The sequence below is a fragment of the Curtobacterium sp. MCLR17_045 genome (assembly GCF_003234405.1).
Taxonomy (GTDB): domain Bacteria; phylum Actinomycetota; class Actinomycetes; order Actinomycetales; family Microbacteriaceae; genus Curtobacterium; species Curtobacterium flaccumfaciens.
Genome location: NZ_QKTB01000004.1, coordinates 41489 through 64987 on the forward strand (window position 1 = coordinate 41489; position 23499 = coordinate 64987).

23 protein-coding genes are annotated in these 23499 nt (G+C 72.2%); 21 read left to right on the top strand and 2 right to left on the bottom strand.

Annotation, left to right across the window (positions count from 1 at the left end):
- Nucleotides 1–10 precede the first annotated feature (10 nt).
- The 14 genes from DEJ05_RS04575 (at nt 11) to DEJ05_RS04640 (ending at nt 16194) form a co-directional block, all read left to right on the top strand.
- Complete coding sequence (locus DEJ05_RS04575) at nt 11–1702, top strand: AarF/ABC1/UbiB kinase family protein (protein ID WP_181440656.1); 1692 nt, start codon at nt 11–13, stop codon at nt 1700–1702.
- A 147-nt stretch (nt 1703–1849) separates the two neighbouring features.
- Complete coding sequence (gene efp / locus DEJ05_RS04580) at nt 1850–2413, top strand: elongation factor P (RefSeq protein ID WP_017887175.1); 564 nt, start codon at nt 1850–1852, stop codon at nt 2411–2413.
- 11 nt (nt 2414–2424) lie between these two features.
- The gene (gene nusB, locus DEJ05_RS04585; protein ID WP_027465744.1) at nt 2425–2877 is read left to right on the top strand and encodes a transcription antitermination factor NusB; all 453 of its coding nucleotides are present in this window, start codon (nt 2425–2427) and stop codon (nt 2875–2877) included.
- Nucleotides 2878–2901: 24 nt separating this feature from the next.
- Complete coding sequence (gene pyrR / locus DEJ05_RS04590) at nt 2902–3501, top strand: bifunctional pyr operon transcriptional regulator/uracil phosphoribosyltransferase PyrR (protein WP_017887177.1); 600 nt, start codon at nt 2902–2904, stop codon at nt 3499–3501.
- Nucleotides 3501–4475, top strand: coding sequence for an aspartate carbamoyltransferase catalytic subunit (locus tag DEJ05_RS04595; RefSeq protein ID WP_071403715.1), 975 nt, complete (start codon nt 3501–3503; stop codon nt 4473–4475). The genes pyrR and DEJ05_RS04595 overlap by 1 nt, the downstream gene beginning before the upstream one ends.
- Nucleotides 4472–5830, top strand: a complete 1359-nt coding sequence (locus tag DEJ05_RS04600; protein WP_110864573.1) for a dihydroorotase — start codon at nt 4472–4474, stop codon at nt 5828–5830. The genes DEJ05_RS04595 and DEJ05_RS04600 overlap by 4 nt, the downstream gene beginning before the upstream one ends.
- Nucleotides 5827–6390, top strand: a complete 564-nt coding sequence (locus tag DEJ05_RS04605) for a hypothetical protein (RefSeq protein ID WP_111109869.1) — start codon at nt 5827–5829, stop codon at nt 6388–6390. The genes DEJ05_RS04600 and DEJ05_RS04605 overlap by 4 nt, the downstream gene beginning before the upstream one ends.
- Nucleotides 6387–7586 carry a glutamine-hydrolyzing carbamoyl-phosphate synthase small subunit gene (carA, locus tag DEJ05_RS04610; protein ID WP_071403717.1) on the top strand — a complete coding sequence of 400 codons (1200 nt, stop codon included), beginning with the start codon at nt 6387–6389 and terminating at the stop codon, nt 7584–7586. Before DEJ05_RS04605 ends, carA begins: the two co-directional genes overlap by 4 nt.
- Nucleotides 7586–10879, top strand: coding sequence for a carbamoyl-phosphate synthase large subunit (gene carB / locus DEJ05_RS04615; protein WP_111023062.1), 3294 nt, complete (start codon nt 7586–7588; stop codon nt 10877–10879). Before carA ends, carB begins: the two co-directional genes overlap by 1 nt.
- Nucleotides 10880–10890: 11 nt before the next feature.
- Complete coding sequence (gene pyrF, locus DEJ05_RS04620; protein ID WP_111029301.1) at nt 10891–11775, top strand: orotidine-5'-phosphate decarboxylase; 885 nt, start codon at nt 10891–10893, stop codon at nt 11773–11775.
- Nucleotides 11772–12695 (top strand): guanylate kinase, encoded by a 924-nt coding sequence (gene gmk, locus DEJ05_RS04625; protein WP_239001435.1) that lies wholly within the window; start codon nt 11772–11774, stop codon nt 12693–12695. Before pyrF ends, gmk begins: the two co-directional genes overlap by 4 nt.
- Nucleotides 12696–12722: 27 nt before the next feature.
- Nucleotides 12723–12986 (top strand): DNA-directed RNA polymerase subunit omega, encoded by a 264-nt coding sequence (gene rpoZ, locus DEJ05_RS04630; protein ID WP_017887186.1) that lies wholly within the window; start codon nt 12723–12725, stop codon nt 12984–12986.
- 5 nt (nt 12987–12991) lie between these two features.
- A complete protein-coding gene (gene metK, locus DEJ05_RS04635) occupies nt 12992–14203 on the top strand; it encodes a methionine adenosyltransferase (RefSeq protein ID WP_110858970.1) in 1212 nt (403 codons plus the stop codon).
- A gap of 8 nt (nt 14204–14211) precedes the next feature.
- Nucleotides 14212–16194 carry a primosomal protein N' gene (locus DEJ05_RS04640; RefSeq protein ID WP_111046411.1) on the top strand — a complete coding sequence of 661 codons (1983 nt, stop codon included), beginning with the start codon at nt 14212–14214 and terminating at the stop codon, nt 16192–16194.
- A gap of 123 nt (nt 16195–16317) precedes the next feature.
- On the opposite strand, the gene DEJ05_RS04645 is transcribed toward DEJ05_RS04640, so the two are convergent.
- Together DEJ05_RS04645 and DEJ05_RS04650 are read right to left on the bottom strand one after the other, a co-directional pair.
- Nucleotides 16318–16773 (bottom strand): DUF4383 domain-containing protein, encoded by a 456-nt coding sequence (locus DEJ05_RS04645; RefSeq protein WP_071403720.1) that lies wholly within the window; start codon nt 16771–16773, stop codon nt 16318–16320.
- Nucleotides 16774–16787: 14 nt separating this feature from the next.
- Complete coding sequence (locus DEJ05_RS04650) at nt 16788–17117, bottom strand: hypothetical protein (protein WP_111109870.1); 330 nt, start codon at nt 17115–17117, stop codon at nt 16788–16790.
- A 134-nt stretch (nt 17118–17251) separates the two neighbouring features.
- Here DEJ05_RS04650 and fmt point away from each other — a divergent pair, with 134 nt between their 5' ends.
- The 7 genes from fmt to hisF all read left to right on the top strand — a co-directional run bounded on the left by fmt (nt 17252) and on the right by hisF (nt 23483).
- The gene (gene fmt, locus DEJ05_RS04655; protein ID WP_071244762.1) at nt 17252–18187 is read left to right on the top strand and encodes a methionyl-tRNA formyltransferase; all 936 of its coding nucleotides are present in this window, start codon (nt 17252–17254) and stop codon (nt 18185–18187) included.
- Nucleotides 18184–19752 (top strand): RsmB/NOP family class I SAM-dependent RNA methyltransferase, encoded by a 1569-nt coding sequence (locus DEJ05_RS04660; RefSeq protein WP_232750155.1) that lies wholly within the window; start codon nt 18184–18186, stop codon nt 19750–19752. Before fmt ends, DEJ05_RS04660 begins: the two co-directional genes overlap by 4 nt.
- Nucleotides 19753–19853: 101 nt before the next feature.
- Entirely contained in the window at nt 19854–20756 is a 903-nt protein-coding gene (locus DEJ05_RS04665; protein WP_258370537.1) for an Abi family protein, read from the top strand.
- Nucleotides 20757–20793: 37 nt separating this feature from the next.
- The gene (rpe, locus tag DEJ05_RS04670; RefSeq protein ID WP_111109871.1) at nt 20794–21453 is read left to right on the top strand and encodes a ribulose-phosphate 3-epimerase; all 660 of its coding nucleotides are present in this window, start codon (nt 20794–20796) and stop codon (nt 21451–21453) included.
- A gap of 101 nt (nt 21454–21554) precedes the next feature.
- On the top strand, nt 21555–21818 hold the full coding sequence (locus DEJ05_RS04675) for a phosphoribosyl-ATP diphosphatase (RefSeq protein ID WP_027465728.1): 264 nt from the start codon (nt 21555–21557) through the stop codon (nt 21816–21818).
- Between the two features lie 58 nt (nt 21819–21876).
- Nucleotides 21877–22716, top strand: a complete 840-nt coding sequence (hisG, locus tag DEJ05_RS04680) for an ATP phosphoribosyltransferase (protein WP_027465727.1) — start codon at nt 21877–21879, stop codon at nt 22714–22716.
- Nucleotides 22717–22727: 11 nt separating this feature from the next.
- Nucleotides 22728–23483, top strand: coding sequence for an imidazole glycerol phosphate synthase subunit HisF (hisF, locus tag DEJ05_RS04685; protein ID WP_232536485.1), 756 nt, complete (start codon nt 22728–22730; stop codon nt 23481–23483).
- Nucleotides 23484–23499: the final 16 nt, after the last annotated feature.

Here is a 23499-nt window from a genome sequence, read left to right on the forward strand (position 1 = left end):
ACTGGCGGGCGTGCCCACCCCACCCCGACTGAGCGACCTCTCCGGCCCGCGCGATGCTGACACCGGCACCCTGCGCTCCCGTGGTCGCCGCTTCACCGAACTCCTCTCGATCGCCCGCCGCCACCACCTGGTGCCCTTCCGTCGTCTCGACTTCTCGCACGACCCGGCAACGTCGGAGCTGCGGCGCGACCAGGCCGAGCACCTGCGCCGGGCGCTCGAGGAAGCCGGTGGCGGGTTCGTGAAGATGGGCCAGCTGCTCTCCACCCGCGACGATCTGCTGCCCGAGGAGTGGACCGAGGGACTCGCCCACCTGCAGCGGAACGTCACGGCGGCGCCGGCGGACGAGGTCCGTGCGCTCCTCGAGCAGGAGCTCGGTGTCCCGGTCGAGCAGGTCTTCGCGACCTTCGACCCGGTGCCCGTCGCTGCGGCGTCCATCGCGCAGGTGCACCGCGCCCGGCTGCCCGACGGCACCGCGGTCGCCGTGAAGGTGCAGCGGCCGGGGATCGACGCAGCGGTGCGCCGCGACGTGGACATCGCACTGCGGGTCGTCCGGTTCATGGCCCGGTGGTCGACCGAGGCGCGGCAGGTCGGCGTGCAGGACATCGCCGGCCAGTACGCGGACGACCTGATCCGGCAGGTCGACTTCGTCTCCGAGCTCCGGAACCTCACCGCGCTGCGTGCGGCCCAGGCCCGCAGCGCGCGTCCGGACGAGGTCCGGTTCCCGGACCCCTACCCGGACCTGTCCGGCCGGCGTGTGCTCGTCATGGAGTTCCTGGAGGGCGACACGCTCAGCGCGATCCGCGCCGAGCGTTCCGAGCGCGACCTCGACGCGCCGATGCGCGCCATCCTCCGCGCCTTCCTGCGCCAGGTGGTCTTCGACGGCCTGTACCACGCGGACCTGCACCCGGGGAACGTCCTGGTGCTGCCCGATGGTCGGCCCGCGTTGATCGACTTCGGATCGGTCGGGAGGCTCGACCCGGGTCTCCGGGACACGGTCCAGGACCTGTTGGCCGCCTACCTGCAGGACGACACGTCGCGGATCGCCGATGCGGTCCTGCGGATGGCACCCGTGCGCGATGCGCACGACGAGCCCGACTTCCGTCGGGACATCGCCCGCTTCGTCGCGGACGAGCTCGGCCCGGGTGCGCGCATCGGCGTCGACACCGTGGACGACGCGGTCGAGGTCTTCGGGCGCTACCGGCTGAAGCCGCCGCCGGACTTCGTCGCCGCGGCACGCGCCCTGGCCATCTTCGAGGGCACGCTCCGCACGCTCGCGCCGTCGTTCGACCTGCTCGAGGAGTCTCGCGGACTCGCCCGGGAGCAGATCACCGACCAGCTCCGGCCGGGCAAGCTCCGCGACCTGGCGGCGAAGGAGCTGCTCGGCGTCGTGTCGGCCGCTCGTCGCCTGCCCCGCCGGGTGGACCGCATCGGCGAGGCGATCGAGACCGGCCGGTTCACGGTGAACATCCGGCTCTTCGCGGACAGCCGCGACCGGCAGCTCGTGTCCGGCATGATCCGGCGCATCCTGCTGGTGCTGCTCGGTGCGGGGGCGGGGATCCTGGCGATCGTCTACCTGTCGTTGCCGGCGCGACCGACGGCGGCCCTGTCCACCGGGGTCGCGGGCGGGTTGCTCGGGGGAGCGGCGGTGGTGCTGCTCGGCTGGGCGGCGATCGACGCCTGGCTCGCTCGACGGCGACGCTGACCGCGGCCCGGCGCCCGCCCGTGACCGGCGCGTCCGGCACGCACGCGCACCGCTCCGGCTGCCGGGCGGGCGTCCGCTACACTCGTCCGGGGCCGTCCGCGGCCCGAGGACACTTCACAACACGACCGAACGGGACACCGACGACTCATGGCCAGTACCACAGACATCAAGAACGGCGCCGTTCTCATCATCGACGGCCAGCTGTGGTCGGTCGTCGAGTTCCAGCACGTCAAGCCGGGCAAGGGCGGCGCCTTCGTCCGCACGAAGCTCAAGAACGTCGTCTCCGGCAAGGTCGTCGACCGCACGTTCAACGCCGGCGCGAAGATCGACACCGCCGTCGTCGACCGTCGTGACTACCAGTTCCTCTACGAGGACGGCGACTCCTACGTGTTCATGGACACCGACACGTACGACCAGATCCCGGTCTCCGCGACCGTGGTCGGCGACGCCAAGAACTACCTGCTCGAGTCCGCGATGGTCACCATCGCGATGAACGAGGGCAACCCGCTGTACGTCGAGCTCCCGACGTCGATCGTCACCGAGGTCGAGACCGAGCCCGGCCTGCAGGGCGACCGTTCCTCCGGCGGCACCAAGGACGCGACCATCATCGCGACCGGCCACCGCATCCAGGTCCCGCTGTACCTGGAGAGCGGCACCCTGGTGAAGATCGACACGCGCGACGGCAGCTTCCTCGGCCGCGTCAACTCCTAGGCGCTGACCGTATGAGTGCTCGTTCGAAGGCCCGCAAGCGCGCCCTCGACATGCTGTACGTCGCCGAGGTGCGCGAGCTGCCGATCGCGGACGTGCTCGCCACCGAGACGGTCCGGCACCTGGACCAGCCGGAGCGTGCCTCCAGCTGGGACTACGCCCGCCAGATCGTCACCGGTGTCGACGATGCCCGTCACGAGATCGACTCCGTCATCGTCGACCACGCCCAGGGCTGGTCGATCGCCCGGATGCCGGTCCTCGACCGCTGCATCCTGCGGATGGCCGTCTGGGAGCTCCGGTTCAACCCGGAGGTGCCCGACGCCGTCGCCATCGCCGAGGCGGTGGAGCTCGCGCAGTCGCTGTCCACCGAGGACTCCGCCGGCTTCGTCAACGGCGTGCTCGGGGCCGTCGCCGGCGGTCGTGCACCGTCCGGTCGGACGGTCGCAGGAGACCAGGAGTCCCGGTAGGGTTGACCACGTCAGCATCCTTTAATGCCGTCCAGTGAGGCGGGGAAGGGGGTCGACGTGGGAACCAGAACGGTCCTGCAACAGCCCGACATCACGCGTGCCCTGACACGCATCGCGCACGAGATCCTCGAAGCCAACCACGGGGGCTCGGACCTCGTGCTCCTCGGCATCCCGACCCGCGGCGCCGTCCTGGCGGAACGCCTCGGCCGGATCCTGGCCGGCATCGAGCCGGAGTGGTCCTCGGCCGCCGGCGGCATCGGGACGGAGCGTGTCGGCACGCTCGACGTCACCATGCACCGCGACGACCTCGGCCACGGCATCGGTCGCGCGCCGCATCGGACGGTGATCCCCGCCGGCGGCATCGACGGCAAGGTCGTCGTGCTCGTCGACGACGTGCTGTACTCCGGTCGCACCGTCCGCGCCGCGCTCGACGCGCTGCAGGGCATCGGGCGGCCGCGTGCCGTCCGGCTCGCCGTGCTCGTCGACCGCGGCCACCGCGAGCTGCCGATCCGCGCGGACCACGTGGGCAAGAACCTGCCGACCGCGTCCGACGAGCGGGTCACGCTGCACCTGGCCGAGACCGATGGCGACGACACCGTGTTCATCGAGCAGGGGGTGGCGTGATGCGGCACCTGCTCTCGACTGCCGACCTGTCCCGCGACCAGGCCGTCCACATCCTCGACGTGGCCGAGGAGATGGCCGAAGTCAACACGCGCGAGGTCCGGAAACTCCCGGCCCTGCGCGGCAAGACCGTGGTGAACCTGTTCTTCGAGGACTCCACGCGCACGCGCATCTCGTTCGAGGCCGCCGCGAAGCGCCTGTCCGCCGACGTCCTGAACTTCGCCGCGAAGGGCTCGAGCGTCTCCAAGGGCGAATCCCTGAAGGACACCGTGCAGACCCTCGGCGCGATGGGCATCGACGGCATCGTCATGCGCCACGGTGCATCGGGCGCCCCGCGGGTGCTCGCCGACGCCGACTGGATCGACGTACCGGTGGTCAACGCCGGTGACGGCACCCACGAACACCCGACGCAGGCGCTGCTCGACGCCTTCACCATGCGCCGCCGCCTGCACGGTGCCGGCTCGCGCGGCCAGGGCCTCGACGGCGTGCGCGTCCTGATCATCGGCGACGTGCTGCACAGCCGGGTCGCCCGGTCGAACGCCTGGCTGCTCCGCACCCTCGGCGCGAGCGTGACCTTCGCCGCGCCGCCGACGCTGCTGCCCGCCACCCCGTCGCCGTTCGGCGCCGCGGTGCACCACGACCTGGACACCGCCCTGGCCGAGGACCCGGACGTCGTCATGACGCTCCGCATCCAGCAGGAGCGCATGAACGACGCCTTCTTCCCGAACCCGCGCGAGTACACGCGGCACTGGGGCCTGACGGCGGCGCGCTTCGGGCGGCTGTCCGAGCGCACGCTGATCATGCACCCCGGCCCCATGAACCGTGGGCTCGAGATCGCCGGCGTCGCCGCCGACGACCCCCGTTCGACCGTCGTCGAGCAGGTCGAGAACGGCGTCTCGGTCCGGATGGCCGTCCTCTACCTCGCCCTGACGGGCAGTGCCGGAACCGGCACCGACGCGAAGGAGTCCGCCGCATGACCGCTCACCTGATCCGTGGCGCGCAGCTGGTCGACGGCTCGCGTGCCGACATCCGTCTGGAGGCCGGGCGCATCACCGCGGTCGGGTCCGGTCTCGACACGGCCGGCGCCACCACCGTGGACGCGGACGGCCTCATCGCCCTGCCCGGTCTCGTGGACCTCCACACGCACCTGCGCGAGCCCGGTCACGAGGAGTCCGAGACCGTCCTCACCGGCTCGCGTGCCGCGGCCGCCGGTGGCTTCACCGCCGTGAACGCCATGGCCAACTCGAGCCCCGTCGCCGACACCGCCGGGGTCGTCGAGCAGGTCCAGGCACTCGGTGACGACGCGGGCTACGTGACGGTCCGCCCGATCGGCGCCGTGTCGCAGGGGCTGCAGGGCACGCACCTGTCCGAGATCGGTGCGATGGCGACCTCGCGGGCGAAGGTCCGGGTGTTCTCGGACGACGGCTCCTGCGTGGCCGACCCGCTGCTCATGCGCCGCGCACTCGAGTACATCAAGGGCTTCGGCGGGGTGCTCGCGCAGCACGCCCAGGAGCCCCGGCTGACCATCGGCGCGCAGATGAACGAGGGCCGGCTGTCCTCGGAGCTCGGCCTCGCCGGGTGGCCCGCCGTCGCGGAAGAGGCGATCATCGCCCGCGACGTCCTGCTCGCCGACCACGTCGGAGCACGTCTGCACGTCTGCCACGTCTCGACGGCCGGCAGCGTCGAGGTGATCCGGTGGGCGAAGTCCCGCGGCATCGACGTCACGGCCGAGGTCACCCCGCACCACCTCGTGCTCACCGAGGACCTCATCGCCGGCCACGACGGTGCGCCCGGCTACGACGCCCGCTACAAGGTGAACCCGCCGCTCCGTGCCCGCGAGGACGTCGAGGCGCTCCGCGCGGCCCTGGCCGACGGGACCATCGACATCGTCGCGACCGACCACGCGCCGCACACCGCCGAGGCGAAGTGCTGCGAGTGGCCCGCTGCCGCGAACGGCATGGTCGGCCTCGAATCAGCGCTGAGCGTGGTGCAGTCCGCCGTGGTCGACGACGGCCGGCTGGACTGGGCCGACGTCGCCCGGGTGCTGTCCGAGGCGCCGGCGCGGATCGGCCAGGTCGAGGGGCACGGGCAGCGCATCGCCGAGGGAGCACCCGCCGAGATCACGCTCTACGACCCGTCGGCCAGCCGTGAGTTCGCGGTCACCGACCTCGCCGGGCAGTCGCAGAACTCGCCGTACCTCGGCATGACGCTGCCCGGCCGGGTCGTCGCGACCTTCCACCAGGGGTACGCGACGGTGCTCGACGGCCGGGTCGTCGACGCGGACACGATCGCGGCGCACGCCGCGGCGCTCCGGACAGGGGCGCGCGCATGAGCGGCGACGCGCAGCGCTGGCTCCTCGGCGCGGTGATCCTGCTCGCGGTCGCCGCCCTGTTCGTCGCGATGGCGCGCACCTGGCGGACGCGGACCAGGAAGCAGGCGGAAGCCGTGCCTCCAGTCCGGGTGCCGGCCGACCTGGCACCGGCGGTCGGGTCGTGGGACGGGTTCACCGTCGCGACGACCCGCGCCGACCAGCCGTTGGAACGCATCACCGCAGGCGGCCTCGGGTTCCGCGGCCGCGGCGGGGTGACGGTCCACGCGACCGGCGTGGTGATGCGCCTCGCCGGTACCGACGACCGCTGGATCACGCGCGACGCGGTCCGCGGCGCCGACCGCTCCACGTGGGCCATCGACCGAGTGGTCGAACCCGGGGGACTGGTCCGTCTGCGATGGACGGCGACCGGCGCCGCAGGTGCGACGGACCTGGACACCTACTTCCGGTTCCCGGAGGGCGACGCAGCCGCGCTGCACGCCCTGCAGGGACTGACCGAGACCGGGCCGCAGGCGACTGCGGCCGATGCTCCGCGAACCGCGGGCGAAGGGAAGAAAGCATGACACGCGAACGGGCCGTCCTGGTCCTCGAAGACGGCACCCGGTACGACGGCTGGGCCTACGGCGCCCGTGGGCGCACGCTCGGCGAGGTGGTCTTCGCGACCGGCATGACCGGCTACCAGGAGACGCTGACCGACCCCTCCTACGCCGGACAGATCGTGGTGCAGACCGCGCCGCACATCGGCAACACCGGGGTGAACGACGAGGACCCCGAGTCCCGTCGCATCTGGGTCGCCGGGTACGTGGTGCGCGACCCCAGCCGCGTGGTGTCGAACCACCGCGCGAACGCCACGCTCGACGACCACCTGGTGCGCGACGGCATCGTCGGCATCTCCGGCATCGACACCCGCGCACTCACCCGCCGCATCCGTGACGCCGGCGCCATGAAGGGCGGCGTCTTCAGCGGTGCGGACGCGGCGCTGTCGGCCGAGTCGCAGCTGGACGCGGTCGTGTCGCAGGCGACGATGGCCGGCGCGAGCTTCTCGGCGGTCGTGTCCACCCCGGAGACCTACGTCGTCCCCGCCGTCGGCGAGCAGATCGGCACCCTGGCCGTGCTCGACCTCGGCGTGAAGGCCTCGACCACCCGGTACCTCGCGGCCCGTGGCTTCGAGGTGCACGTGGTGCCGCAGGACATCTCCGCCGCGGAGCTGGAAGCCCTCGCACCGGACGCCCTGTTCTACTCGAACGGCCCCGGCGACCCCGCCGCGTCGGACGCACAGGTGGAGCTGCTGCAGGACAGCCTGCGCACCGGCCGGCCGTTCTTCGGCATCTGCTTCGGCAACCAGCTGCTCGGCCGCGCGCTCGGCTTCGGCACCTACAAGCTGCCCTTCGGTCACCGCGGGATCAACCAGCCGGTGCTCGACACGACCACGGGCAAGGTCGAGATCACGAGCCAGAACCACGGCTTCGCGGTCGACGCGCCCCTCGGCGAGGTCCTCGAGTCCCCGGCCGGGTTCGGTCGGGTCGAGGTCTCGCACTACTCGCTGAACGACAACGTGGTCGAGGGCCTCCGCGCGCTCGACGTGCCGGCGTTCAGCGTGCAGTACCACCCCGAGGCCGCCGCCGGACCGCACGACAGCATGTACCTCTTCGACCGGTTCGCGGACATGGTGCGCGAGCGTCGCGACGGGGAGCCGCTCGACGCGGCCACCGCCGACGCCACGACCCCCGCAGCAGACATCACCAAGGAAGCGAACTGATGCCCAAGCGCGCTGACATCAACTCCGTCCTCGTCATCGGCTCCGGCCCGATCGTCATCGGTCAGGCCGCCGAGTTCGACTACTCCGGCACCCAGGCGTGCCGCGTCCTCCGGGCCGAGGGCGTCCGGGTCATCCTGGTCAACCCGAACCCGGCGACGATCATGACCGACCCCGACTTCGCCGACGCGACCTACATCGAGCCGATCACGAACGCGTCGCTCGAGGAGATCATCCGCATCGAGAAGCCGGACGCCGTCCTGCCGACCCTCGGCGGCCAGACGGCCCTGAACGCGGCCATCGCGCTCGACGAGGCCGGCATCCTCGCGAAGCACGGCGTCGAGCTCATCGGCGCCAAGGTCGAGGCGATCCAGCGCGGCGAGGACCGCCAGCTCTTCAAGGAGCTCGTGCTCGAGTCCGGTGCCGACGTCGCCCGCAGCCACATCGCGCACACGTTGGAGGAAGCGAAGGAGTTCGCGAAGGACCTCGGGTACCCGCTGGTCGTCCGCCCGTCCTTCACCATGGGCGGCCTCGGCTCGGGCTTCGCCTACAACGAGGCCGAACTCGTCCGCTTCGTCGGCGACGGGCTGCAGTCCAGCCCGACGACCGAGGTCCTGCTCGAGGAGTCCATCCTCGGCTGGAAGGAGTACGAGCTCGAGCTGATGCGCGACAACTACGACAACACCGTCGTCATCTGCTCCATCGAGAACGTCGACCCGGTCGGCGTCCACACCGGTGACTCGATCACGGTCGCCCCCGCGCTGACCCTGACCGACCGCGAGTACCAGAACATGCGGAACATCGGCATCGACATCATCCGTCGCGTCGGCGTCGACACCGGTGGGTGCAACATCCAGTTCGCCGTCGACCCGTCCAACGGCCGCGTCATCGTCATCGAGATGAACCCCCGCGTGTCCCGCTCGTCGGCCCTCGCGTCGAAGGCCACGGGCTTCCCGATCGCCAAGATCGCCGCGAAGCTCGCCATCGGCTACCGGCTCGACGAGATCGAGAACGACATCACGAAGGTCACCCCGGCGAGCTTCGAGCCGACGCTCGACTACGTGGTCGTGAAGACCCCGCGGTTCGCGTTCGAGAAGTTCCCGGCCGCCGACGCCACCCTCACCACGACGATGAAGAGCGTCGGCGAGGCGATGGCCATCGGCCGGAACTACGCCACCGCCCTGCAGAAGTCGCTGCGCTCGCTCGAGAAGCGCGGGTCGAGCTTCCACTGGGACACCCCGGCGTCCGAGCTCGACAAGGACGCCCTGCTGGCGAAGTCGTCGATCCCGACCGACGGCCGCATCGTCACGGTCCAGCAGGCCCTGGTCGCGGGCGCCACCGCGGACGAGGTCTTCGAGGCCACCAAGATCGACCCCTGGTTCATCGACCAGATCGTGCTCATCAACGAGGTCGCGGACGAGGTCCGGGCCGCCGACACGCTCGACGCGGACACGATGCGCTGGGCGAAGGAGCACGGCTTCAGCGACACCCAGATCGCGAGCCTGCGCAGCACGGACGCGGCACCGGTCTCCGAGCAGCAGGTCCGTGACGAGCGGCACGCCCAGGGCATCCGACCGGTCTTCAAGACCGTCGACACCTGCGCCGGCGAGTTCCCCGCCCTGACGCCGTACCACTACTCGTCGTACGACACCGAGACCGAGATCACGCCGAGCGACCGCAAGAAGGTCGTCATCCTCGGCTCCGGCCCGAACCGCATCGGGCAGGGCGTCGAGTTCGACTACTCGTGCGTGCACGCGTCCTTCGCGCTGAGCGCCGCCGGGTTCGAGACGATCATGATCAACTGCAACCCCGAGACCGTCTCGACCGACTACGACACCTCGGACCGCCTGTACTTCGAACCGCTGACCGCCGAGGACGTCCTCGAGGTCATCGAGGCCGAGGCCGCGTCCGGCGAACTCGTCGGCGTCGTCGTGCAGCTCGGTGGCCAGACCGCCCTCGGCCTGGCGAAGCCGCTCGAGGCCGCGGGCATCCCGATCCTCGGCACCAGCCCCACCGCGATCGACTCGGCCGAGGAGCGCGGGCAGTTCTCCGCCATCCTCGACGCCGCCGGCCTGCTCGCACCGCGGAACGGCACCGCCCACGACCTGGCGAGCGCGACCACGGTGGCCGAGGAGATCGGGTACCCCGTCCTCGTCCGCCCGTCGTTCGTGCTCGGCGGCCGCGGCATGGAGATCCTGTACGACTCCCCGTCGCTGGCGGACTACTTCGACCGGATGGCCGACCAGGCGATCATCGGCCCGGAGCTCCCGCTGCTGGTCGACCGGTTCCTGGACGACGCCGTGGAGATCGACGTCGACGCGCTCTTCGACGGAGAGCGGCTCTACATCGGCGGCATCATGGAGCACCTCGAAGAGGCCGGCATCCACTCCGGCGACTCGGCCTGCACCCTGCCCCCGGTCGGCCTCGGCCGCGCGGAGATCCAGGGCGTCGTCGACGCGACCGAGAAGATCGCCCGCGGCATCGGCGTGCAGGGCCTGCTCAACGTCCAGTTCGCCATCGGCGCCGGCGTGCTCTACGTCCTCGAGGCGAACCCGCGCGCCAGCCGCACCGTGCCCTTCGTCTCGAAGGCGCTCGGCATCCCGCTGGCCAAGGCCGCGTCCCGCATCATGACCGGCACCACGGTCGCCGAGCTCGTCGCCGAGGGCATGCTGCCCGAGCGTGACGGGGCGTTCGTCCCCGCACAGTCGCCGGTCGCCGTGAAGGAAGCCGTGCTGCCCTTCCGTCGCTTCCGCACCCGCGAGGGCCAGGTCGTCGACTCGGTGCTCAGCCCCGAGATGCGCTCCACCGGCGAGGTCATGGGCATCGACCGCGACTTCCCGCGGGCGTTCCTCAAGTCGCAGGACGCCGCGTACGGCGGCCTGCCGACCAGCGGCACGGTCTTCGTGAGCGTCGCCGACACCGACAAGCGCGCGATCGTGCTGCCGGTGCACCGCCTGCAGCAGCTCGGCTTCACGATCATCGCGACCGAGGGCACGGCGGAGATCCTCCGCCGCAACGGCATCGAGGTCGGGATCGTCGGCAAGTACAGCCAGGGCGGCGAGAGCGTCGTCGACCTGCTCGCCAGGGGCGAGGTCGACATCGTCATCAACACGCCGTCGGGTGCCGCCGGTCGTGCGGACGGGTACGAGATCCGTGCGGCCACGGTCGCGGCGGACAAGCCGCTGTTCACGACGATCGCGCAGATCGGGGCGGCCGTCGCGGCGATCGAGACGATCGGTTCGCCGCTGAACGTCCGCAGCCTGCAGGACTACGCGCTCGAGCGCGCGACCTGGTGACGGCTGCCAGCATGGCAACGACCCGGTCGGGAGGCCCGGCCTCCTTCGGCGACCGCCTCGCGTCCGCCATGGGGGAGCGTTCACCGCTCTGCGTCGGGATCGACCCCCACGCCGCCACCCTGGCGGCGTGGGGGCTCGCCCGCGACGAGCAGGGCCTGACGGCGTTCGGCGCGACCCTGGTCGACGCGGCCGCCGGCCGCGCGGCGATCGTGAAGCCGCAGGTCGCCTTCTTCGAGGCGGCGGGGGTCGCGGGCTACCGTGCGCTCGACGCGACGATCCGCCGGGCACGCGATGCGGGCCTCCTGGTCGTCGCCGACGTGAAGCGGGGCGACATCGGGACCACCGGTGACGACTACGCGCTGGCGTGGCTGGACCGCGACGGGCCGTTCGCGGCCGACGCGATGACGGTGTCGCCGTACCTCGGGTACGGCTCGCTCCGGGGCACGATCGACGTCGCGCGCCGGAACGGTGCCGGCGTTTTCGTGCTCGCGGCGACGAGCAACCCCGAGGCCCGTGTGCTGCAGACCGCGGTGCTCGCGGAAGGACCGCGTACCGGCCGGACGGTCGCGGCCGGTATCGTCTTGGACGTGGCAGACGACAACCGGTCCGTGGGCGATCAGGCCCTCGGCGACGTCGGGCTCGTGCTCGGCGCGACCCTTCACCTCGACGACTTCGGCATCGACGCGGACGCGATCGGCACCGCGCCGGTCCTCGCGCCGGGCTTCGGTGCCCAGGGCGCCCGCATCGAGGACCTCCGTGCGCTGTACGGCGCGCGTGCCGAGCAGGTGCTCGTGAGCGAGTCGCGCGGCCTGCTGACCGACGGTCCGGACGGCGTCGCGGCGCTCGTCACCGACCGCGCGGACCGCATCCGCACCGCACTGGTGGCAGCAGCGTGACCGACGAGCACGAGGGCCTGCCCGCCCACCGGACCCCGCCAGAGGTGGACCGCGTCGCCGCGGCGAAGGCCGCCGTCGCCGCGCGACGCGCCCGGGCCGCGGTGAAGGCCGCGATCGCGTCGGGGGAGCGCTCCGCGCTCGACGTCGCCCGTGCCGCGTGGGACGACTCGCTGGTCGAGACGACGTCGGCGGAACGCTCGCTCCGCGTCCGTGACCTGCTCGTCAGCCTGCCGGGCATCGGCCCCGCACGAGCCGAGGCGATCATGGGGACCCTGCGGATCGCCCCCTCGAAGCGCCTCGGTGGCCTGGGGACCCGGCAGCGAACCGCCCTGGCGGACTGGCTCGCCGCCCGCGGTCGCAAGCGTGGTGCCTCGAAGCTCGTCGTGCTCGCCGGACCCACCGCGGTCGGCAAGGGCACGGTCAGCGCGCACATCCGACAGCACTACCCGGACGTCAACCTCAGCGTCTCCGCCACCACCCGGAAGCCGCGCCCCGGCGAGGTCGACGGCGTGCACTACTACTTCGTGGACGACGACGAGTTCGACCGCATGATCCGCGACCGCGAGCTGCTCGAGTGGGCGACCGTCCACAACTCGTACCGCTACGGCACCCCGCGCCCGCCGATCGACCGCGCGCTCGACGCCGGCGAGAAGGTCATGCTGGAGATCGACCTGCAGGGCGCCCGGCAGGTCCGCGACGCCATGCCCGAGGCGGTGCTCGTGTTCCTGCTGCCCCCGACGTGGGAGGAACTGGTGCGCCGGCTGATCGGCCGCGGCACCGAATCCGCGGAGGAACAGGCGCGTCGTCTCGAGACCGCGAAGGTCGAGCTGGCCGCGCAGGACGAGTTCGACGTGCGGATCGTGAACTCCGATGTCGGCACCGCGGCACGTGAGGTCGTAGACTTGTTCTCTGCGCCCTGACGGGTGCACTGACTTCGAGGAGACACCATGGCCAACCCCCAGGGCATCATCGACCCGCCCATCGACGACCTGCTCAGCAAGGTCGAGTCGAAGTACGCGCTCGTCATCTTCGCGTCCAAGCGCGCCCGCCAGATCAACGACTACTACGCCGACCTGCACGAGGGCTCGCTCTTCGACAACGTCGGACCGCTCGTCGACTCGACGATCGACGACAAGCCGCTGTCCGTCGCGCTCCACGAGATCAACGAGGACAAGCTCACCGTCACCAAGCAGCAGCAGCCCACCGACTGATCCCGGTGACTGCAGCTGCTCTCCGCCTCTTCACGTCCGAGTCGGTGACCGAGGGGCACCCCGACAAGATCTGCGACCAGATCTCGGACAGCATCCTCGACGCACTGCTCACGGTCGACCCGAACGCGCGCGTCGCCGTCGAGACGATGGTGACCACCGGGCTCGTGCACGTCGCCGGCGAGGTCACGACCTCCGGCTACGTCGAGATCCCCAAGCTCGTCCGTGACGTCATCACCGGGATCGGCTACAACTCGTCGGACGTCTCGTTCGACGGTGCCACCTGTGGTGTCGAGGTCTCGATCGGTGCGCAGTCGCCGGACATCGCGCAGGGTGTGGACGAGTCGCTCGACTCCCGCACCGGTGCGGTCGACCCGCTCGACCGTCAGGGCGCCGGCGACCAGGGCATCATGTTCGGCTTCGCGACGAACGAGACCCCCGAGTACATGCCGGTCGCGATCTGGCTGGCGCACCGCCTGGCCGAGCGCCTGGCCGCGGTCCGGAAGTCGGGCGAGCTGTCGTTCCTGCGCCCTGACGGCAAGACCCAGGTCACCATCGGGTACGACGGCGTCGTGCCGAAGACCGTCGAGACCGTCGTGCTCTCCACGCAGCACTCGCCGAGCGTCACGCTCGACGAGCTCACCGCCGCGATCACCGAGCACGTGATCCGTCCGGTCCTCGACCTGGTCGACCTCGACTCGTCGCACGTCGACGTCATCGTGAACCCGACCGGCCGCTTCGAGATCGGCGGCCCCCAGGGCGACGCCGGGCTGACCGGCCGCAAGGTGATCGTCGACACCTACGGCGGGGCCTCCCGGCACGGTGGCGGCGCGTTCAGCGGCAAGGACCCGTCGAAGGTCGACCGTTCGGCGGCGTACGCGCTGCGCTGGGTCGCCAAGAACGCGGTCGCCGCGGGGCTCGCCGACCGGCTCGAGGTGCAGGTCGCGTACGCGATCGGCCGTGCGAAGCCCGTCGGGCTCTACGTCGAGACCTTCGGCACCGGACACGTCGACGACGCCACGATCGAGGCCGCCATCCGCCAGGTGTTCGACCTGCGTCCGGCCGCGATCATCCGCGACCTCGACCTGCTCCGACCGATCTACGCGCAGACCGCGACCTACGGCCACTTCGGCCGCGAGCTCCCCGGGTTCACGTGGGAGCAGCTCGACCGTGTCGAGGAACTCCGCGCCGCCGCAGGACTCGTCGCCGCGACCGTCTGAAGCACCGCGTGACCACTGTCGCGCGCGTCGTCCTCGACTCGCCGCTCCCGCAGTTGGACCGTCTGTTCGACTACCGGGTGCCGGCCGAGCTCGAGGACGACTGCGTCGCGGGGGTCCGCGTCAAGGTGCCGCTGCGCACCGGGGCCCGGATGTCCGACGGCTACGTGGTCGAGATCGTCACCGAGGGCGAGTACCCGGGGGAACTCAGTCAGATCGAGGCCGTGCTGTCCCCAGTGCCCGTGCTCGCGCCGGAGATCTGGACCCTCGCGCGTGCCGTCGCCGACCGGGCCGCGGGTGTCGCGTCCGACGTCCTGCGCCTCGCCGTGCCACCGCGGCAGGTGCGCGCCGAGAAGGCCTGGCTCGCCCGGGACACCGCGTGGTCGCCGCCGCCGGTGACCGCCCCGCCCGTCACCGGCTACGCCGACGGCGTCCTGGAGGCCGTGGTGACGGAGCACGGACGCGCCGCGGTCGCCGCCGTGCCCCAGCCCGTGGCGGTGGGTGACGCGGACGCACCGGTCTGGGTGCCGGGATGGGCCGCGACGCTCGCCCAGGCCGCCGCACACACGGTGGCGGCCGAGCAGTCCGCGGTGATCGCCGTGCCGGACTTCCGCGACGTCATCGACCTCGAGCGCGCCCTGCTCGCCGTGCTGCCGCCGGAACGGGTGGTTCGGTTCGACGCCAAGCAGACGAACGGGCAGCGCGCGAAGGCCCTGCTGCAGGCCCGCACGCACCCGGTGGTCGCGATCGGCAACCGTACGGCGATGTACGCGCCGGCGACCGACCTCGGGCTGATCGCGATGTGGGACGACGGCGACGCCTCGTTCATCGAGCAGCGGGCGCCCTACGTGCACACGCGTGACGTGGCCCTGGTGCGGGCCGCCCAGTCCGGGGCCGCGCTGCTGTTCGTCTCACACGCGCGCAGCACCGACGTGCAACGGCTGGTGGAGCTGCACTGGCTGCAGGACGTCGTGCCCTACCGCGTGAAGACGCCGAAGGTCATCCCCACCGTGCAGCAGACCGGGGCCGAGGGGTTCGCCGCACAGGCCCGCATCCCGAGCTCCGCCTGGCGTGCCGCGCGCGAGGCCAGCCAGCACGGTGCCGTCCTGGTGCAGGTCGCGAGCCCGGGCTTCGGCACGGGGCTGGTCTGCGCCGAGTGCGGCGAACGCGCGCACTGCCGGGTCTGCGGCGGGCCGCTCGGCAGCCCGCACCGCGGAGCCACGCCCCAGTGCCGCTTCTGCGGCGCGCTGGCCGTCGGGTTCCGCTGCCCGACGTGCGGCAACGGAACCGTGAAGCCGGTCGGCCAGGGGGCACAGCGCACCGCGGAGGAGCTCGGGCGGGCGTTCCCCGGCACCCGGATCATCGTCGCGGACGGCTCCCGCCCGCTCGACGAGGTTCCCGCCAAGCCATCGGTCGTCGTCGCCACCCGTGGGGCCGAGCCGTCGGTGCCGGGCGGGTACGCCTGCGTGCTGCTGCTCGACGGCGAGAAGATGCTCGCCCGCGAAGGGCTGCGGGTGCAGGAGGACGTCTTGCGCTTCTGGACGAACGCCGCCGCGAAGTCGGCCCCCGGTGCCGAGGTGTACCTGGTTGGGATCGGCGGTCGGCTGGCCTCCGCGATGGCCCTGTGGCGGCTCGACGGTCCCGCACACGACGAGCTCACCGACCGCCGCGAACTGCACTTCCCCCCGGCGGTGCGGGTGGCGACGATGACCGGCACCGACGAGGCCGTCACCGCTGCGGTCGAGGCCCTCGGCGACGCTGTCGTCGGTCCGGTGCTCGGCCCGGTCCCGGTCGAGGACGACACGTTGCCGGGCACGGTCCGGGCGATCGTGCGGTTCCCGTACGCGCACGGGGCCGAGGTCGCCGCGACGCTCAAGGCCGAGGTGATCCGGCGCTCGTCGACCCGGCGGGTGCTCAAGGGTGGCAACCGAAGACGGGCCGCTCCGACGCTGCGGGTGCGATTGGACGACGCGGAGCCGTTCTCCGAGGTCTGACCGCGCCCGGGTCCGTGTGGGCCCGGGCGCTGCACGACGCAGAACGACACCGCCGACGTCGTGGGACGTCGGCGGTGTCGTTCGGGGTCTGCCGCCGTGCGGCGACCGGCTGGTGCGGGTCGGTCAGGCGTTGGCGGGCCGGCGACGCTCGCGCGGCAGCACGACGCCGAGGGCGACCATGCCGATGGCGAGGACGAGGTGCAGCCAGTTGTCGGCGTTGTTCAGCGGGACGAAGTTCGCACCGGAACTGTGGCCGGCGGTGAACAGGCCGTAGATCCACAGCACGAAGTAGACGATCCCGCCGATCACCAGGTACATCCGCGAGCCGGAGGCGCGGTTGGCGGCGAGCAGTCCGACGACGCCGAACAGCAGGTGCACGATGTTGTGCAGCACGGACACCTGGAAGATGCCGAGCAGCATGCCCATCGACTCGTGTCCGGCCCCGGCCAGGTCGCCGGTCGTGATGCCGGGGACGAACCCGGCGATCCCGACGAGCAGGAACACGATGCCGACCACGAGGGCGGCCTTCTGGACGGACGAACCGGCGTAGCGGTTGGTGGCGGTGGTGACGTCACTCATGGTGTCTCCTGATCTCAGCGCGGTTGCGCGGGGTTGGTGGGCACGCCGTGGGACGGCGGGTTGATCGTCGGACCGGCGGTGGCCGGCGTGACGTCCGCGGGTGCCGAGGCCCCCGCAGACGTCTGGGGGAGCTGCTCCGGCACGGAACCGGTCGGCTCCGCACCGCCGTCCAGGGCCTCAATCCGGTGACGGATCCGCTCCAGCACCGGCAACCGTGCGCCGTGGGCGTGCTCGTGGTCGAGCAGCACCTCGAGCTGCTCGCGGTCGAGGGCCGTCAGGTGCTCCGTCAGGTTGCCGAGCGGGACGTGGTCGAAGCCCGGGATGGGCAGGTCTCGGTCGGTCATGGTGCTCCTTCCGTCGATGCAGCCAGAACCTACGCAGCCCACGCTCTGCTGGTGCACAGGCAGAGCCGAGCACCGCGTGCTCCGGACAGGCGGTCGGGGTCGGGTGGGGCCGTCGGCGTGGGAGGATCGAACCCATGCGTCTCGTCGTCGCCGGCAGCCCCGCTGCGGCCGTCCCCACCCTCCGCCGTCTGGCGGCGTCCGACCACGAGATCGTCGCGGTGCTCACGCGGCCGGCCACCCCGCAGGGCCGGAAGCGTGTCCTCACCCCGACCCCGGTGGCCGTCGTCGCCGCGGAGCTCGGACTGCCGGTCATCGAGGCCTCGCGTGTCGACGACGCCGTCACCGCCCGGATCGCGGACCTCGACGTCGACCTCGGCGTGATCGTCGCCTACGGCGCACTGCTCCGCCGCCCGGCCCTCGACGCCCCGCGGCACGGGTGGATCAACCTGCACTTCTCCGACCTGCCGGCGTACCGCGGTGCGGCTCCCGTGCAGCGTGCGGTGATGGCTGGCGACACCCGGACCGCCGCCACGGTCTTCCAGCTGGTCGAGTCGCTCGACGCCGGCCCGGTCTACGCCGCCCTGCCCTTCGAGATCGACCCCGAAGCGACCTCGGGTGAGGTCCTCGCGGCGATGGCCGAGGTCGGCGCCGACGTGGTGGCGGACGTCGTGGACGCCATCGCCGCCGGCACCGCCGTCGCGACCGAGCAGTCCGGCGAGCCCACGCTCGCCCCGAAGCTCACGATCGACGACGGCCGCACCGACTTCGCCGCGCCCGCCGCCTCCGTGCACGCGCGGCTCCGCGGGGTCACGCCCGAGCCCGGCGCGTACGCCCACCTGGGCGAGACCCGCGTGAAGCTGCTCCGCAGCACGATCGAGCCTGGAGGCACGCAGGACCCCGCCCCGTCGCTCGCGCCCGGTGCGCTCGCACTCCACGGCGGTCGGCTGCTGGTCGGGACCGCCGACACCCCGCTGGTGCTGCTCGAGGTGCAGCCGGCGGGCAAGAAGGCGATGGACGCCGCCGCCTGGGCCCGTGGCCTCGGCGAACTGGACGGGAAGGTCCTCGCATGAGCCCCCAGACGAAGCCCCAGGGTGCCCGCCGCGGCCCGCGTCCGGCGAGTGCCCGCCGCGTGGCGTTCGACGTGCTCCGCGCCGTGCAGGTCGACGACGCCTACGCGAACCTGCTGCTGCCGACGCGCATCCGCCGCGCCGGGCTCACCGCCCGCGACGCCGGGTTCGCGACCGAGCTCACCTACGGGTCGATCCGGATGCTCGGCCGCTACGACGTGATCATCGCGCTGGCATCCGGTCGCCGGGCCGAGAACATCGAGGCGGACGTCCTCGACGTGATGCGCCTCGGTGCGCACCAGCTGCTCGCCATGCGCACGCCGACGCACGCCGCCGTCGACGCCACGGTCGAGCTCGCCCGCGAGGTCGGTGCCCGCCGCGCGACCGGGTTCGTGAACGCCGTGATGCGCAAGATCGCCGCCCGCACCGACCAGGAGTGGGACGCCCTGATCACCGAGGGCCGTGCCGGGGACGCCCTGCTCGCCACCCGCTGGTCGCACCCGGTCTGGGTCGTCTCGGCGCTCCGCGACGCCCTGGCCGCCGAACGCTCCCGTGACGAGCTCGCCGCCCTGCTCGCCGCCGACAACGCCGCACCCCGGGTGCAGCTCGCCGCTCTTCCCGGCCTCGCCACCGACGAGGACATCGCCACCGCGACCGCCCGCACCGCCCCGGACGACGACACCGACGCGGCGTTCGCCGACGCGACCGGTGCGGACGACGTGCCCGCGGCCCTGGTGCCCGCCGACGACGAACCGGAGGCCGACGGCGCGACGGGCACCGTGCCTCCCGTCCGGGCCGACGAGCCCGTCGTGCAGGCGGACGCCGCGCCGGTGTCGCCCGTCGGCATCCGCGGCATCAGCGGCGACCCGGCGCGCGTGCCGGGCGTCGCCGCCGGACGCCTGCGCGTGCAGGACGAGGGGTCGCAGCTCGCCGCGCTGGCGCTGAGCCGCTCGTCGGACGTGCGTGCGGGCGAGCGGTGGCTCGACATGTGCGCCGGGCCCGGCGGCAAGGCCGCGCTGCTCGCCGCCGAGGCGCAGCAGGGCGGGGCGACCCTGGTCGCCAACGAGCTCGTGCCGGCCCGCGCCGGACTCGTGCGGAACGCCCTCGGCGTGTTCGGTGACCACGTGCGGGTCGTCGAGGGCGACGCCCGTCGGTACGGACGCGACGGCACCGGGATGACCTTCGACCGCATCCTGCTCGACGCCCCGTGCACCGGGCTCGGCGCGCTGCGTCGCCGACCGGAGGCGCGCTGGCGGAAGCTCCCCGAGGACGTCGAGGAGCTCGCTGCCCTGCAGACCGAACTGCTCGACGCCGCCGTCCGGGTGCTCGCACCGGGCGGGACCCTGGCGTACGTGACGTGCTCGCCGCACCTGGCCGAGACCCGCGGGCAGGTCGACGCGCTGATGGGGCGGCACGGCGACCGGCTCGAGCAGCTCGACACTGCCACGATCGTCCGGGGTGTCGCCGCACGTGACCCCGAGATCGCCGACGGTGCCACGGCGCAGCTGTGGCCGCACCGCATCGGGACGGACGCGATGTTCATCGCGCTGTTCCGTCGCGTCGACTGAGGCGGTTGCTCCGCTGGAACGCTTCTGATATGTTGGTTCCACAAGACCGGTTCCGCCTGCGAAAGCAGGTCCAGGGCCGGTCCTCTTCGTGTGGGGGTGCGTTGAGCGAGGTCAAGGCGTTCCGGTCGACAAGCCAACAGGTCGCGTTGCTCGAGGCCCGCGGGATGGACGTCGGGGACCACGACGCCGCGGTCGAGCTGCTGCGGCGGGTCAGCTACTACCGACTCAGTGGGTACTGGTACTCGTTCCGTCGACTGCGGTCCGGGCACCGGAGCGACGACTTCGCGGCGGGCACTCGTCTCGCTGACGTGGTCTCCCTCTCCGACTTCGACGCCCGCCTCCGGACCACGGTCTTCGACGCGATCGCGCCGATCGAACTCGCCGTCCGCGCCGCACTCGGCCATGAACTGGGGCGGCTCGATCCGTGCGCCCACCTGGAGCCGGCGCTGCTCGGCGTGCTCGCCCGGTCGGGTGACCAGTACGCCGACTGGCGCCGTCGCCACGACCGTGAGGTCGGGCGGTCCCGAGAGGACTTCGTGGAGCACCACCGGCTCGCCTACGGCGGGACCCTGCCCGTGTGGGCCGCCGTCGAGCTCATGGACTGGGGGAGCCTGAGCCGGCTCTTCGGGTTCGCACCGCCGCTGGTGCAGACCGAGGTCGCCGGAGCGTTCGGGCTGAGACCGCCGCAGTTCTCCTCGTGGCTCCGTGCGCTGAACGTCGTCCGCAACGCCTGTGCCCACCACGGCCGGTTGTTCAACAGGGTGTACCCGAAACGCCCCCGCCTGCCGCGCGGAGGGACGCACGACGGACTCGACCTCGCCGCCCACGCGATGAACCGGACCTACGGCCAGCTGACGCTGGTGCAGTACCTCCGCCAAGCCAGCGGCATCGGGCCGTCCCGGCTGCTCGCCGGAGCGATGGCTGCCTACCCGCCGATCGCACTGGTCCCCTTCGAGCAGACGGGGGCGCCAGTGGACTGGAACGCGACGTCGCTGTGGCGATGACCGCGGGCCTCCAGCGGCACGCCGGTAGGCTTGCCCGGTGACGATCCGCATCTCGCCGAGCATCCTGTCCGCCGACTTCGCGAACCTCGAGCGCGAACTCCAGCGCATCGAGACCGCCGACCTGGTGCACGTCGACGTGATGGACAACCACTTCGTCCCGAACCTGACGCTCGGGCTGCCGATCGTGCAGCGCCTGCAGCAGGTGTCGCCGGTGCCGCTCGACGTCCACCTGATGGTGACCGACGCCGACCGCAACGCGCCGAAGTACGCCGAGACGGGTGCGTCGAGCGTCACGTTCCACTTCGAGGCAGCCGACGACCCGGTGACGACCGCCGCGGCGATCCGGTCGAACGGTGCCCGCGCCGCCGTCGCCGTGAAGCCCGGCACCCCGATCACGCAGGTGCTGCACCACCTCGACGCCTACGACATGATCCTGCTCATGACCGTCGAGCCCGGGTTCGGCGGCCAGTCCTTCATGCCGTCCGTGATGCCGAAGCTCGCCGACGCCCGCGCCGCCGTCGACGCCTCCGGGCTCGACGTGTGGCTCGAGGTGGACGGCGGGATCGCCGTGGACACCGTGCCCGAGGCCGTGCGGAGCGGTGCCGACACGCTGGTCGCGGGTTCCGCGGTGTACGGCGGCGAACCCGCTGCGCGCATCGCCGACCTGCGCGAGGCCGCCGCTCGGGCTCGCTCGTGACCGGGGGAGCGCCGGACGGTACCGGCGTCACCGGGGCGACCACTGCCTCCCGTCCGGACGGTGCGTCGGCAGCGTCAGCGGAGACCGGTAGCCTGGACCCCGTGAAGACGTTCGACGACCTGTTCCAGGAGCTCACCGAGAAGGCGCGCACGCGCCCCGAGGGCTCCGGCACCGTCGCCGAACTGGACGCCGGCGTGCACCAGATCGGCAAGAAGATCGTGGAGGAAGCCGCCGAGGTCTGGATGGCGGCCGAGTACGAGGGCGACGAGCGCACCTCGGAGGAGATCTCGCAGCTGATCTACCACCTCCAGGTCCTCATGGTCGCCAAGGGGCTCACCCCGGCGGACGTCTGGCGACATCTGTAGGAAGCGCCGCCCGGCGCACCGACGACCGCCGACGACCCCACAGAAAGCAGACCCACTGATGCTCCGCATCGCCGTGCCCAACAAGGGCTCCCTGTCCGAGACCGCGTCCGACATGCTGCGGGAGGCCGGGTACGCCGGCCGCCGCGACCCGAAGGCGCTGCACCTGCTCGACGAGCGCAACGGCGTCGAGTTCTTCTTCCTCCGCCCGCGGGACATCGCCACGTACGTGGGGTCCGGCGCGCTCGACGTCGGCATCACCGGCCGCGACCTGCTGCTCGACTCCGGGTCCGAGGCGCACGAGGTCGACGCGCTCGGCTTCGCCGACTCCACCTTCCGGTTCGCCGGCACCCCGGGTCGGTTCGCCTCGCTGCAGGACCTCGACGGCGTCCGCGTGGCCACGAGCTACCCCGGACTGGTCGGGGCGTTCCTCGCCGAGCACGGGGTCAGCTCCACGCTCGTGAAGCTCGACGGTGCGGTCGAGAGCGCCGTGCGCCTCGGGGTCGCCGACGCCGTGGCCGACGTCGTGTCGACGGGCAGCACGCTCCGGCAGGCGGGCCTCGAGATCTTCGGCCCGGTGATCCTCGAGTCGACCGCGGTGCTCGTCTCCACCGACGAGACCATCCCGGGCATCGACGTGCTCCGCCGACGCCTGCAGGGCGTCCTCGTCGCCCGTGGCTACGTGATGCTCGACTACGACGTCCCCACGGCCCTGCTCGAGCAGGCGACCGCGGTGGCGTCCGGCATCGAGTCGCCCACGGTCTCACCGCTGCACGACCGCGACTGGGCCGCGGTCCGCGTGATGATCCCGCGCGACGACGCGAACCTCATCATGGACGCGCTCTACGACCTCGGCGCCCGGGCGATCCTCGTCAGCCCGATCCACGCCGCACGCCTGTGACCCCCGGTGGCGTGTCGGTCCGGGTCATCCCGTGCCTCGACGTCAAGGGCGGCCGCGTCGTCAAGGGCGTCAACTTCCTCGACCTGCAGGACGCCGGTGACCCCGTCGAGCTCGCGGCTCGGTACTACGAGCAGGGTGCCGACGAGCTGACCTTCCTGGACGTCGGCGCCACGGTCGAGAACCGGGCGACGATGTACGACACCGTGACCCGGACGGCCGAGCAGGTCTTCATCCCGCTCACCGTCGGCGGCGGGGTGCGCAGTGTGGACGACGTCTCGCGGCTGCAGCAGTGCGGCGCGGACAAGATCGGCGTGAACAGCGCAGCGATCGCCCGGCACGAGCTCATCGGCGAGATCGCCGACCGGTTCGGTGCCCAGGCCGTCGTGCTGTCGCTCGACGTCAAGCGCTCCGACCGGATGCCCTCGGGCTTCGTGGTCACCACCCACGGCGGGCGGACCGAGTCCGACCTCGACGCCATCGCGTGGGCACGCGAGGCCGTCGAGCGGGGCGCGGGGGAGCTGCTCGTCAACTCCATCGACGCCGACGGCACGAAGAACGGGTTCGACCTCGAACTCGTGGCCGCGGTGCGCGCCGTCTCGTCGGTCCCGGTGATCGCCTCGGGAGGCGCGGGTCGCGTCGAGCACTTCGCCCCGGCCGTCGACGCGGGTGCGGATGCAGTCCTCGCCGCCAGCGTCTTCCACCGTGGCGAGATGACCGTGGGGGACGTCAAGGCCGCGCTCCGCGCGACCGGCCACGCCGTCCGCTGATCCGCCGCCGTAGGCT